The organism is Mucilaginibacter sp. (assembly GCF_041660805.1).
Taxonomy (GTDB): domain Bacteria; phylum Bacteroidota; class Bacteroidia; order Sphingobacteriales; family Sphingobacteriaceae; genus Mucilaginibacter.
Genome location: NZ_JBAZVP010000008.1, coordinates 119,016 through 131,799, shown reverse-complemented (window position 1 = coordinate 131,799; position 12,784 = coordinate 119,016). Strand labels below are relative to the sequence as shown.

Annotated in this window: 11 protein-coding genes; 5 read left to right on the top strand and 6 right to left on the bottom strand. The window is 40.2% G+C overall.

The window, feature by feature from the left end; genetic code table 11:
• Window positions 1-9 precede the first annotated feature (9 nt).
• Window positions 10-351 (bottom strand): tetratricopeptide repeat protein, encoded by a 342-nt coding sequence (locus WC743_RS12925; RefSeq protein WP_373012424.1) that lies wholly within the window; start codon window positions 349-351, stop codon window positions 10-12.
• 79 nt (window positions 352-430) lie between these two features.
• Here WC743_RS12925 and WC743_RS12920 point away from each other — a divergent pair, with 79 nt between their 5' ends.
• The 5 genes from WC743_RS12920 (at window position 431) to WC743_RS12900 (ending at window position 5,376) form a co-directional block, all read left to right on the top strand.
• Window positions 431-1,168, top strand: a complete 738-nt coding sequence (locus tag WC743_RS12920) for an electron transfer flavoprotein beta subunit/FixA family protein (RefSeq protein ID WP_373012487.1) — start codon at window positions 431-433, stop codon at window positions 1,166-1,168.
• A 28-nt stretch (window positions 1,169-1,196) separates the two neighbouring features.
• Window positions 1,197-2,174 (top strand): electron transfer flavoprotein subunit alpha/FixB family protein, encoded by a 978-nt coding sequence (locus WC743_RS12915; protein WP_373012423.1) that lies wholly within the window; start codon window positions 1,197-1,199, stop codon window positions 2,172-2,174.
• A gap of 27 nt (window positions 2,175-2,201) precedes the next feature.
• On the top strand, window positions 2,202-2,804 hold the full coding sequence (locus WC743_RS12910) for a bifunctional nuclease domain-containing protein (protein WP_373012422.1): 603 nt from the start codon (window positions 2,202-2,204) through the stop codon (window positions 2,802-2,804).
• Window positions 2,805-2,960: 156 nt separating this feature from the next.
• Complete coding sequence (locus WC743_RS12905) at window positions 2,961-4,220, top strand: nucleoside permease (protein WP_373012421.1); 1,260 nt, start codon at window positions 2,961-2,963, stop codon at window positions 4,218-4,220.
• 43 nt (window positions 4,221-4,263) lie between these two features.
• Window positions 4,264-5,376 carry a DUF3667 domain-containing protein gene (locus WC743_RS12900; RefSeq protein ID WP_373012420.1) on the top strand — a complete coding sequence of 371 codons (1,113 nt, stop codon included), beginning with the start codon at window positions 4,264-4,266 and terminating at the stop codon, window positions 5,374-5,376.
• 27 nt (window positions 5,377-5,403) lie between these two features.
• Here the strand turns inward: WC743_RS12900 and WC743_RS12895 are convergent, their stop codons facing one another.
• From WC743_RS12895 to WC743_RS12875, 5 genes are all read right to left on the bottom strand, one after another.
• Window positions 5,404-7,182, bottom strand: coding sequence for a glycoside hydrolase family 9 protein (locus WC743_RS12895; protein WP_373012419.1), 1,779 nt, complete (start codon window positions 7,180-7,182; stop codon window positions 5,404-5,406).
• A 103-nt stretch (window positions 7,183-7,285) separates the two neighbouring features.
• Window positions 7,286-7,885 carry a porin family protein gene (locus WC743_RS12890; RefSeq protein WP_373012418.1) on the bottom strand — a complete coding sequence of 200 codons (600 nt, stop codon included), beginning with the start codon at window positions 7,883-7,885 and terminating at the stop codon, window positions 7,286-7,288.
• A 130-nt stretch (window positions 7,886-8,015) separates the two neighbouring features.
• Window positions 8,016-9,359, bottom strand: coding sequence for a TolC family protein (locus WC743_RS12885; RefSeq protein WP_373012417.1), 1,344 nt, complete (start codon window positions 9,357-9,359; stop codon window positions 8,016-8,018).
• A 13-nt stretch (window positions 9,360-9,372) separates the two neighbouring features.
• Window positions 9,373-10,050 carry an ABC transporter ATP-binding protein gene (locus WC743_RS12880; protein ID WP_373012416.1) on the bottom strand — a complete coding sequence of 226 codons (678 nt, stop codon included), beginning with the start codon at window positions 10,048-10,050 and terminating at the stop codon, window positions 9,373-9,375.
• Between the two features lie 276 nt (window positions 10,051-10,326).
• A complete protein-coding gene (locus WC743_RS12875) occupies window positions 10,327-12,741 on the bottom strand; it encodes an ABC transporter permease (protein WP_373012415.1) in 2,415 nt (804 codons plus the stop codon).
• Between the last annotated feature and the right edge of the window lie 43 nt (window positions 12,742-12,784).

The window sequence follows — 12,784 nt, the reverse complement described above, 5'->3', positions numbered from 1 at the left end:
GGTTACCTGTTAATAGTCGTCATCGTCGTCGTCAAAACCTTTCAAATTCATATAAACGCCCTGTAGCTCAGAAAGGGCATGCATATCGCGTTTAGCTTTGGTAATCTCAATACCTTTTTCATAAATACTTATGGCATCATCTTTACGGCCTAAAGCTTCGTATAACTTACCTAGGTGATAATAAGTACCGGTGTAATTTGGGTGATTGTTAACTAGGTCCTCATAATAGTCTAAGGCCTTTTGGGTGTCATTAAGTCGCAGATACTCTGTAGCAAGGGCGTATTTTAAAAATTCATCTTCGGGTTCGTTCTGTATAAACGCTAATAGCTTATCTAATCTGCTTATCTCCATTTTAAACTCTCTCTTTTTTAACTAAATTTGTGCCAGTCCTAAATGACAATACCTGTAAAAATATAAACCAATTATAATGATGAAAATACTGGTATGTATCAGCAATGTTCCGGATACCACGACAAAAATAACTTTTACTGATAACAACACCCAATTTAATACCAATGGTGTTCAGTTTATATTAAACCCTTATGACGAAATTGCCCTTGCGCGTGCCATTGAGCTAACCGATGGCGGTAAAGGCAGTGTTACTGTCATTAACGTTGGCGAAGTTAGCACCGAGGCCACAATACGTAAAGCTTTGGCAATTGGCGCTACAGATGCCGTACGCATAAATGCTAAACCGCATGATGCCTGGTATGTGGCCTATCAAATAGCACAATATGTTAAAGCAAATCCGTTCGACCTGATACTTACCGGCCGCGAATCAATTGATTACAATGGTTCAAAAGTAGCCGGGATGCTGGGCGAATTATTAGATATCCCATCGGTATCTATCATCAAAAAATTAGATGCCGAAGAAACCCGGGCAACTGTTGAGCGCGAAATAGAAGGTGGTAAAGAAGTATTAACTATTCCCTTCCCTTTTGTAGCCGGTACTGCCGAAGGTGTTGCCGAACCAAAGATCCCGAACATGCGGGGTATTATGAGCGCACGTACCAAACCATTAACTGTTGTTGAACCTGTAGAAGTAAAAACTTTTTCGGAGATCATCAGTTATGAAACACCGGCACCGCGTGGACAGGTTAACCTGGTACCCGCCGATGACCCTGCCAAGCTGGTTGAGTTATTGCACACCCAGGCAAGGGTTATTTAATTAATTATTTTACGTAGAAGATCTATTTATGTCAGTTTTAATATATGCGGAAAATGCCGGCGGTAAATTCAAAAAATCAACTTTTGAAGCTGTATCATACGCCAAAGCCATTGCCGATCAAAACAACACCAATTTGGTAGCTATTTCTATTGGTGATGTTGCCAATGATGAATTAACCGCGTTAGGTAAATATGGTGCCGAAAAGGTTTTAAATGTAAGTAACGATAAACTAAAGAATTTTGTTAACCAGGCTTATGCATCGGTTATTACCGAAGCAGCAAAGGCTAATACCGCTGATATAGTTGTGCTGTCTAATTCATTTTCGGGCCGTGGCCTGGCCCCACGCCTGGGCGTTAAGCTGGAAGCCGGTGTTGCAGATGGTGCGGTTGCCCTGCCTGAACAGAATGGCGGCAAGTTCACCGTTAAAAAGACAGCTTTCTCGGGTAAAGCATTCGCTATAGTTGAGCTGACATCAGCAAATAAGGTTATCGCTTTAACACCAAATTCTTACAAAGTAGTTGAAAATGGTGCTGCGGCGCAGATTGAAGATTTTAAAGTTGAAGCCAAAGCATCAGACTTTACAGAAATGATCAAAGACATTGTCCGTTCAACTGAAAAGGTCTCGTTGCCTGATGCTGAGATAGTTGTTTCTGCCGGCCGTGGATTGAAAGGCCCCGAGAACTGGGGCATGATTGAAGAGCTTGCCGATCTTTTGGGTGCTGCTACAGCCTGCTCAAAACCTGTATCAGATGCCGGCTGGAGACCACATAGCGAACATGTTGGCCAAACAGGCATAGCTGTCAGTCCAAATTTGTATATTGCAATTGGTATTTCAGGGGCTATACAGCACCTTGCCGGGGTAAGTTCATCAAAGGTTATTGTTGTGATTAACAAAGATGCCGAAGCTCCATTTTTTAAGGTTGCTGATTATGGTATTGTTGGTGACGCATTTGAAGTACTGCCAAAATTAATTGCTGCAGTTAAAGAGTATAAAGCATCAGCTTAAAAATATAGGTTTGTGATGGGTAATGACATGAAAAAAATTAAGCTGGATATTGTAGGCCTTTCCTACAGTCAAACACAATCCGGCGCATATGCTTTGGTTTTGGGTGAAGTGAGCGGTCGCCGCAGATTGCCGATTATAATAGGCAGTTTTGAGGCGCAGGCTATTGCTATTGAAATAGAAAAGATGACCCCGAGCCGCCCCTTAACGCATGACCTGTTTAAAAGCATGGGCCAGGCATTTAACATTTCTGTACAGGAGGTTATAATTTACAACCTGGTTGATGGTATTTTTTATGCCAAGCTGATATGTTTTGATGGTAAGAAAACGGTGGAGATTGATGCCCGTACATCTGATGCTATAGCGGTATCGGTAAGGTTCGACTGCCCTATTTATACTTATGAGTTCATCCTGTCAACCGCGGGTATTGTAATTGAAGGGAATGACTTTGTTTACCTGGAGAACATTAATGAAACCTCTGAAGAAAAAACAAATACAGCTACGTCTGCCGGTACATTTGCATCGTTAAGCGAGGATGAATTGAAAACCCGCTTACAACAGGCGCTCGCAGATGAAGCTTATGAAAAAGCCGCCAGTATCCGCGATGAACTGAACAAACGCAAATCATCATAACTCTTCAAGATTTAAAAAAGCACTTATCAGTACCGGAATGAAAATTTTATTCCGTTTTAACTTAATCCTATGCGCTATAATTTCCCGATTTCGCATTATTTCACTACTTTCCGCTTTTAATTTAACAATACTCTAACTTGATTAAACCAGTACTGTATGAATATTAAGTTTCGCTTAATACTGATGAATTTTATGCAATTTTTTATATGGGGAGCCTGGCTGCTCACCATTGGAGCATACTGGTTTCAAAACAAACAATGGTCGGGTGCACAGTTTGGGGCTATTTTCTCTACTATGGGTATCGCATCTATTTTTATGCCCACTATTACTGGTATTATAGCAGACAGGTTTATGAATGCCGAAAAGCTCTACGGCATAATGCATATCCTGGGCGCTTTAACCCTCTTTTCATTACCGTTGGTAACCGATCCAAGTACTTTTTTTTGGGTGATATTATTGAATATGATGTTCTATATGCCAACCCTGTCGTTATCCATAACAGTGGCATATTCGGCTTTAAAGAGTCAAAACATTGATGTTGTAAAAGAATACCCGCCCATCCGCACCTGGGGAACAGTTGGGTTTATTGTTGCCTTGTGGGCTGTGAGCCTAACTCATAACGAAACATCTGCTAATCAATTTTACATCGCTTCGGCCATATCACTGGCATTAGGTATCTATTCATTCAGTTTACCCAAATGCCCCCCTCTTTTAAATAAGGCTAACAATAAATCGTTTTCGAGCCGTTTAGGGCTCAATGCTTTTGCTTTGTTTAAAACACCCAGGTTTGCTATTTTCTTCGCCTTTTCGCTGCTTTTGGGTGCAGCTTTGCAACTAACAAATGCCTATGGTGACACCTATATCCACGACTTTAAGAATGTGCCGGAATATAAAGATTCATTAGCGGTAAAATATCCTGCTATTATCATGTCTATTTCGCAGATCTCAGAAACGCTTTTCATTCTGGCTATCCCATTCTTCCTGCGCAAATTCGGAATTAAATATGTGATGCTGTTTAGTATGCTGGCCTGGGTATTAAGGTTTGGGCTTTTTGCTTTTGGTGATCCTGCAGGTGGTCTATGGATGATCATTTTATCATGTATCGTATACGGTATGGCATTTGATTTCTTTAATATTTCGGGGTCGTTATTTGTAGAAACGCAGGCAGCGCCCGAGATCCGGGGTAGTGCACAGGGTTTATTCATGATGATGGTGAATGGCTTTGGTGCATTTTTCGGCAGTATCATTAGCGGCGCCGTGATCCAGCAGTTTTTTACCATGCCTGATCAAAGTAAGAACTGGCATGGCATATGGCTAACATTTGCCGGCTATGCCTTAGTTATTGCTATCATTTTCCCTTTTGTGTTTAGATACAAACATAATGCAGCGTTAAAGCACGCTATACAACACGCCTAAATTTAATGCCCATCTATAATTAATTTCAGGAAAGTAAAATAAAATGAAAAAGCATTACCGGCACGAGAATGATTGCCTTAACTGTGGAACTATCTTAGAGGGTAAATTTTGCCATAATTGCGGGCAGGAAAACCTGGAGATGAAAGAAAGCTTCGGCCACATGTTAAATCATGCTATTAGCGATTACTTTCATTTTGATTACCAGTTTTTTCATACACTGAGGCCGCTTTTTTTTAAGCCGGGGCATCTTACCAACGAATATCTGATGGGCCGCCGGGCGCAATATTTGCACCCCGTTAAGATGTATATTTTTATTAGCCTTGTGTTTTTTGTGATTATCTTTTCAGGTAAAAAAAATGAAACTGGTAGTGAAAAAAAGGTCACTAAAAGCGAACAAAAAGGCCGGGATAATGCTAAGAAAGCTATAGATAAAGGTATAAATGCAAACCCAACTCTCAGTGCGGAGCAAAAAGCTGAATTGTCTAAAAAAATAAAAGCTTTTATACCAGATACTATTGCTAAAGAAATAAACGCCGACCTGAAAAAAGATTCTAAGAAGGTAAAAGAACAGAAAGCAGACGATGACGGCGGCTTTACCATTTATGGCGACGATAATATCAATAAATTTAAAACCTACGAAGAGTATCTGGCCGACCAAAATAAACTGTCAGCAGATAAACGTGATAATAGAATAGAGCATTATCTGGTTAAAAAGAATTTCGACTGGAAGAAACAAGGAAAGAATGCAAAGGAAATTTTAGGAGAAGGGCTAAAACATAACGCGCCAAAAATGATGTTTTTGTTGTTGCCTATGTTTGCGTTTATATTAAAGTTAGCATTCTGGAAAAATCATAAATTTTATGTTGAGCATGTTATTTACACCATACATCTTCACTGCTTTTTGTTTTTGTTTTTAACTCTTATCATGCTGGTAAACATAATCCTACCTGAAAGTTGGGGAACGGTTGTTGATTTATTTCAAACGTTAGCAATCATCATCATTATTTGGTACGTATATCGCTCATTACGAATAGTATATAACCGCAGCCGCTGGCGAACAGTGAGCAAAATGATAGGTGTATCATTCATGTATTCAATTGTATTTGGACTTTCTTTCTTTATAATCCTTATTATTACAGCTATAACATCGGTTTAAAATAAAACCGATGTGTTGCCCGTTTCGCTACTTAATAGCTAACTGTTTCTGCAAAGCTTCAATAGCGTTTGCAAGGTATGCCATTGGTGCATTCCAGTTAATAGCTATCTCATTAGCAGCATATGCCCTGTCATCATCAATAAAAGCTTCGTCTGGGACGGTTGACGGGACTTTGATGCCGTCCTGCATACCCGGATTGGGCCCGCCGGAAAGCAAGCCCGGGATTGGGTCAACCACTCCATCCGCAACCGATGGCCTGTGGTGCGGGTGCATAGGGCTTTTACTTCCATACCCGGTAATATACGAGTAACCAGCTCCATTCCTGCCTAAAACATAATCGAGGTTACTTAAAGCGTAATCCAAATATTTTTTATTGTTAGATAACTTGTAAGCCTTTATCAGTAATATGCCCTGGTTGGCCGCATTGCTGTTACTTCCCCAGTTAAAGTTTGAAGCAGCCTTGGTCATAACTGTTTGGTAGGCATTTTTATCCGCGTTCGCTATCATTGAATCTGCATAAGCTACAAGGTGTTGTTTAACTTGTTGCAGTTCGGGGTGATGGGCAATGTTGCTGCCTGAATTTTGGGCAAGGGTATAATAACCCAGCATTTTTACCTGCGCCCATGACGGCACCTGCATTTTATCATTACCGATTAAATTAAGCTTACTGTAATATTCATCCTTACCGGTTGTTACATATAACTCTGATGCGGCCCAGATAAATTCATCAGCAAAACTCCTGTCACCATAACCTCCGGTTACAACTTCTGGTTTAAACTTTTTGTTCATCGCATCCTGATTGTATACCATATCCGGGTTTTTAACCGCCCACTGATAGGCACTTTCTGATGCTTTTATACAAGAATCTGCAAGACCGGGTAACTGCCGCGGGAATTTTTTAAATATGCGGGATGCCTGCGCCATAACCGCTGCAAAATCTAATGTGGCTGCCGTTCCTTTTTGTACTACATATCTTTGCTCAACGGCTTTGTCTGGCATTATCATGGCATCAAACTTTGGGTTGGTAAGCTTATGGTATACGCCGCCATCATTTGGGTCCTGCATGGTAAGCATCCAGCGGAGGTTCCATAAAATTTCATCCAAAACATCGGGCAACTGATTGTTACTTTCCGGGATGTTTAGTTTTACGGTTTTCATGTAATCAGGAAAATCCTCATACAGGGAAAGCAATGTTGCTGTTGTGATGCCGCTGTTCACTATGTATTTGTTATAATCGCCGGCATCATACCAACCACGCGGACTTGATATCACAGTTCTTTCCGGGCGCTTATCACTCGCAGCAGATGCATGTACCAAAACTTTATCATCCGGGTGCCCTTCTGCCCTATGCCATTTACCGGCATATTTTTCATCTAACGGAATTGATGCACGCTGAAAGTAAAATGCCTTAATGGTAGCATCTGCAACACTTTTATAAACAGAAGTTTTAATATTGAACGGATAAGAATTACCAGTTCCCGGTACGTATACGGTATAGGTTCCTGGCTTTTTAAAATCAGAAAAATTGGCTATTGCAGTAAGCTTTCCGGAGAATGCCGGTTGTACGGATGGTTTTAACTCACCGGTGTAAACTGTTTTCTTGTTTGTGTTTTGAATATAAAATTTACCTGTATTGCTATTTGTTAAGATAGCAACTTTGGCTGCGCCAGGATAAAATCCAATTTGGTTGAGGCGGATACTTCCTTGCCCGTTATTTATAGATTGCGCGTTTAAATTGGATGCGCAGCAAATAGCAACGGCTAATGTAAGAGTAAAAAGAGATGCTTTAGGTTTTGCTTGTGACATAATTGGAGTGGTTTATCCCCATAAAGATAAATATCTAAACCACTTTTATGAAACAAAAAAGGCCTGTGCAATGCACAAGCCTTTTATTAAAAAGTTGGTTTAATTATAAGAACGCGTAACCTAAGCTTAAGTTGAATAAGCTAACACGTGTTTTAAAGGAAGTTGATCCATCATAATAGTTTTGCTTGGTTAAACCGGCCTCATAACGTAAATCAATAGATATTTTTCGGATATCGACACCGGCACCTACTGTCCAGGCAATGTTTGAATCTTTATAATCTAATCTGGTAGCATCACCTGCTGCATTAAAAAACTTCTGGTCTTTATTAATAGCAAATGACATTAACGGGCCGGTATAAAACCTGCCACCAAAGCCAAACGCTCCAACTTTACCACCAAAAAGTAATGGTACATCAATACTGGTAAATTTTGCATGATTTGATGTGTTTCCGCTATTTAAATCAACGTTTTTGCTGGTGACGTAAATTTCTGGTTGAAAGTTAAAGCCTAATGCGCCAAAGCGGGCCCATAAACCACCCAGGTAACCCGCGCGGTTGTCGCTATTAAATGTACTTCCTGAATTTGATAGGCTGGTTAAATTAACACCGCCCTTTACTCCTAATTGAAATTTAGGTAATAACTGGGCCTGTGAAGCAGTTGCCGCGACTAAAAATATAGAAAGCGAAAGGATAAATTTTTTCATAAGGTTGTTTTAAGGTTGAACAGCAAAGTTTAGAAATTGTGTTAAATAATCAAAGCTTTTTAAAAATAGAATATCCGGTTTACCACATTGGTAAACCGGATATTCTATTCTAAATTGATAATTACAAATGCTACAGAGCTAGTTTACCCTGGTAATAGTCTAATATTTTATTGTAGATATAGCAATCGTATCGGGCATTAATGAGGTTGAAGTTTGCCCTGTCAAGGTTGTTCTTGGCAACTACAAAGTCAACCGAAGTTAATACGCCGGCGTTGAAACGGATCTCGGCGGTACGGAATGATTCGGTATAAGCTTTTACTTGCTCTACCAACGCGTTATACCTTTCATAAGCCGATGTCATGTTTAAATAAGCCTGCTCTACGTTTTGCTTTAGTTGAACCTTGGTAGTTTGCTCAACATAAATATTGTTTTGTAATTGAATTTTGGCTAAAGCTACCTTGTTGCGGTTTTGAAAGTAATTCAATATCGGTACTCGCAAAGATACCCCTACCTGCGTACCATAATTGTTTTTAAACTGATCGTAATAGCTAATATTCTGGCCGGCAATTTGTGCCGCGCTGGAGTAATTGGTAGATATACCTCCAAACAAAGATATTGTAGGTAGTAAACTTCCCCTGGCAGCACTTACGCCTTTTTCGGCACTCTGGCGTCTTAAAGTGGCCGCTTTTACATAAGCCAATTGGTTTAAAGCAATATCGTACACCTGGTCGGCCGAGTTGGGCGTTTGCTTGGCCAATTCATCAGCATTTATAGGCTGTAGGGTAATTGTTTCTTTATACGGAATGTTCATTATCTGCAATAAATTAAGCTTTGATGTTTTCAAAGTATTGGCAGTATTTACAACCGTTACCTGGTTATCGCCATAAGTACCTTTCAAATCGTAAAGATCTGATGGTAATTTGTTGGCGCCCTCTTTCTCTAAGATCTCTAAACGTTCTACTTGTTTTTTTGATACCACCAGCTGGGTTTTAACCTGATTTAGCAGTTCTGTATTATCAAGCACCGTTAAATAAGCTGTAATAACATTAATAGTAACCTGGTCTTTAGCTTGTTGGAAATCCATTTTACCGGCTTGATAGGCTAAAGATGTTTGTTTGATATTATTAAGGTTTTGTAAGCCACTAAATACGGTAAGATCACTGCTTAAGCTATAATTACCCTGTTTAAACGATTGGTTTACATAAGTGTTGGTTGATGGATCAATACCACGGCCACTGTTAATGCTATGGTCTACCTGGCCATTTATAGAAGGCAGCATGTTTTCTCTTGCCTGGTTAAAGTTAACATGAGTGGTTTGCATTTGCAGCTCGCTCTTCTTTACATCGAGATTGTTTTTGATGGCAATATCAATGCATTGCTGCAAGGTAAGTACACTATCTGTGGCAGTTTGGCTGTGCGCCAATGCCGGTAGTACAGTAATTAAACTAAAAAATATAAATTTAAAGTATCGCATTTTGTGTTATAGTTCAGAATTTTTTGGAAGATTCTACCCTTCCATCCAGCAGGTTAATAATACGCGTACCATATTCCGCGTTTTTTTCGGAGTGGGTTACCTGGATGATAGTAACGCCATCTTCTTTGTTCAGCTTACGAAACAGCTCCATAATCTCTTCGCCTTGTTTAGAGTTAAGGTTACCTGTGGGTTCATCAGCTAATAATAATTTCGGTTTGGCAATCAAAGCGCGTGCAATACCTACTAATTGCTGTTGCCCGCCGGATAACTGCGCCGGGAAAAGATCCTTCTTGCCTACTATCTGGAAACGGTCAAGCATGTCGGCTACCATCGCTTTGCGTTCAGATCCTTTTACATCCTGATAGATCAAAGGGGTCTCGATGTTTTCATAAACGGTAAGCTCGTCAATTAAATGGTAGGCCTGGAAAACAAACCCGATGTATTGTTTATACAATGCCGAGCGCTGTTTTTCTTTAAGCTGATGCACGGGCTGGTTTACAAAATAATGGTAACCGGCCGATGGCTCATCTAACATGCCTACAATATTAAGCAACGTTGATTTCCCTGAACCCGAGGGGCCCATTATTGAAACAAACTCGCCTTCTTCAACATCTAAACTAATGTCGTTTATAACAAAATTCTTGTTTCCGCCTACCTGGTAATACTTTGAAATATGCTGAAGTGATAACATTTTAATTGTTTGTGATTAATGAATTGTTGTTTACTGGTTGCAATTTCTTATTTGATTTTGGCATTAAAGCATCAATAATATACCAAAGTTATAAAGCACTTATTATGAGCATATTATAATATAAATTAAAAACTAAACTGTACGCTTATGCACAGCGTGCGTTCGGTAATGATACAGTTATAGTGATAGAACCAGGCACAAAAAGACAAGAATCAGGTGCAAAAAAAACACGACCGAAATCGTGTTAATTATTTAATATGTGAAAACACATCTATCCTATTCGCTCCGCAAGCTTTTCACCGGGTTACTCAGGGCCGCTTTTACAGATTGATAACCTACCGTAATAAAGGCGATGATAACAGCCATGCCTCCTGCCAATGCAAATACCCACCACTCAATATGTATGCGATAAGCAAAATCCTGCAGCCATTTACTCATGGCATACCAGGCTAATGGCGAAGAGATGATAACGGCAATGATCACCAGCTTTAAAAAATCTGAAGAAATAAGGCCTACAATATTCAATACCCCGGCCCCTAAAACTTTACGTATACCTATCTCTTTAACACGCTGACGGGTTGAGAATACTGCTAACCCGAACAACCCCAGGCATGATATAAATATGGTAACAACGGTAAAAGCAGTTAATATACTGCTTGTGCGCTGGTCGTTCTTGTACATTTCATTAAACTCCTGGTCAAGAAAATGATATTCAATAGGCGTGTTTGGATAAAACTTATGCCATTGGGCTTGTACGGCTTCAATAGTATTGGCGGTATTTTTACCATTTGTTTTTACCAATAACTTACCAAACCAATCATATTCTGGAAACATTACTATCGGCGAGATCTTGGTGTGCAGCGATGTAAAGTTAAAATCCTTCGCTATGGCCTTTATAGTGCCTGTACGGCCATTTAAACCTATGCGCTTGCCAATGGCCTCCTCCGGCTTCCATCCCATCTCACGTATGGCGGTTTCATTTAATATAAAACTGTATTTACGCTTTTCGCTGTCTTTTGATTGTACCTGCTGCTCGTCGCTTATGTTAAGGTCATTGCCTTGTATCAGCTTAATGCCCATAGTTTTGATAAAGCTTTTTTCAACAGGCATGGCTATTACAGATAAATTATAATCGGGTGCTTTACCTTCGGCGCTATTGATAGAATAGCCGCCCCGTACATTTACAGGCGAATCATAAGTAGCTGTTGCGCCCTGGATGCCCGATTGCCGCATTATCTCACTTTTAAAAGCCTCCATATTACTGTAAGGCATGCCGCCAATTTCCAGCACCATTACCTGCTCACGGTTCATACCGGTATTTAAATGCTGTATATATTGTAACTGGCTGCCTGCAATTAATGTGCTGATGATAAAGAATACCGATACAACAAACTGAAATACTACCAATGATTTACGTAGCGTATTTCCCCCTGCATAACCACCTGAATTACCCTTAAGCGTTACCACCGGCTTAAAAGCCGACAGATATAATGACGGATAAGTACCGGCCAATAAAGTCACCAAAATAAACAGGCTTATCAGCGCGCTTACCAGCCAGGTAATATTCCAGGTGTTAAAGCTGAGTACCTGGCCGCTAAAAGTGCTAAATGATGGGAAACAAGCTGCTGCCAACAATAAGCCCGCTACTAACGACAGCAATGTTATAATAGCGGCCTCTGTTATAAATTGGAAAAATAACTGGCCACGCTGTGCACCCATTACTTTACGTACGCCTATTTCGCGTGCACGTTCTGCCGATTTAGCGGTAACTAAGTTTAAAAAGTTAACACAGGCAAGCACCAGTAATATTATAGCGACTATACCTAAAATATAAATGTATTTAATGTTGCCTGACGGCTCTAACCCTGATGATGCAGCTGAGTAAAGATGCACCCTGGTAAGCGGTTCTAAAGTGAACCATGCTTTAGAGCCCGGGTTAGTGTCGTCTTTGGAGAGATTATTTAAGTAACTGTTCATTTTATTTTGAACAGTTAACGGGTTTACGCCTGGTTTAAGCAATAGGTATGAGTAATCGTTTGCCGAATCCCATTTGCGGCTTTTTGAGCGCTCCAGAGTGGCATAGCTGCCCATCAAATCAAATTTTATCTGTGAGTATTCCGGCATATCTTCAACAACACCGGTTACCATCATATTATTGGTTTGGTTAACCTTTAGTATTTTACCGATAGGGTTATCATCACCAAAATATTTTTTTGCTGTTGATTGCGAAATAACCACTGACGATGGGTTCTTTAAAGCGGTAGCCCTGTTACCGGCCACAAACCTAAAGCTGAAGATCTTAAAGAACGACTCATCGGCTAAAAGCATTTTCTTCTCACTCAAAAGCTTATCACCATATTGCACAGCGGCAGGCCTGCCGCCAGAGTAATCATAAATTCGTACACCATCTTCAATTTCCGCTAATTCCTGCTTAAACACCGGCACAGGTGCCGTAGGTGTTCTGGCAGTGTTGGTAGCTTCAGGGTCATCGGCAGATTTGTAACTGTAGGCAATCCGTACTATCCGGCCGGCCTTTTCATGAAAACGGTCATAGCGTAATTCGTTGATCAGATAGGTAGACAATAGTAAAAAGCAGCAGATGCCAACTGCTAACCCGGCTATGCTTATTAAAGATGTTGTTTTGTTTTGCGACAAATTGCGCCAGGCTGTTTTAAAATAATTTCTTATCATGCTACTAATTAAACTTTATGACCCCAGTGATTTTTAACTGTTA

Bases quoted from the DNA above. Each gene is read 5' to 3' on its own strand.
- WC743_RS12925 (WP_373012424.1), bottom strand. From the start codon at position 351: ATGGAGATAAGCAGATTAGATAAGCTATTAGCGTTTATACAGAACGAA.
- WC743_RS12920 (WP_373012487.1), top strand. From the start codon at position 431: ATGAAAATACTGGTATGTATCAGCAATGTTCCGGATACCACGACAAAA.
- WC743_RS12915 (WP_373012423.1), top strand. From the start codon at position 1,197: ATGTCAGTTTTAATATATGCGGAAAATGCCGGCGGTAAATTCAAAAAA.
- WC743_RS12910 (WP_373012422.1), top strand. From the start codon at position 2,202: ATGAAAAAAATTAAGCTGGATATTGTAGGCCTTTCCTACAGTCAAACA.
- WC743_RS12905 (WP_373012421.1), top strand. From the start codon at position 2,961: ATGAATATTAAGTTTCGCTTAATACTGATGAATTTTATGCAATTTTTT.
- WC743_RS12900 (WP_373012420.1), top strand. From the start codon at position 4,264: ATGAAAAAGCATTACCGGCACGAGAATGATTGCCTTAACTGTGGAACT.
- WC743_RS12895 (WP_373012419.1), bottom strand. From the start codon at position 7,182: ATGTCACAAGCAAAACCTAAAGCATCTCTTTTTACTCTTACATTAGCC.
- WC743_RS12890 (WP_373012418.1), bottom strand. From the start codon at position 7,885: ATGAAAAAATTTATCCTTTCGCTTTCTATATTTTTAGTCGCGGCAACT.
- WC743_RS12885 (WP_373012417.1), bottom strand. From the start codon at position 9,359: ATGCGATACTTTAAATTTATATTTTTTAGTTTAATTACTGTACTACCG.
- WC743_RS12880 (WP_373012416.1), bottom strand. From the start codon at position 10,050: ATGTTATCACTTCAGCATATTTCAAAGTATTACCAGGTAGGCGGAAAC.
- WC743_RS12875 (WP_373012415.1), bottom strand. From the start codon at position 12,741: ATGATAAGAAATTATTTTAAAACAGCCTGGCGCAATTTGTCGCAAAAC.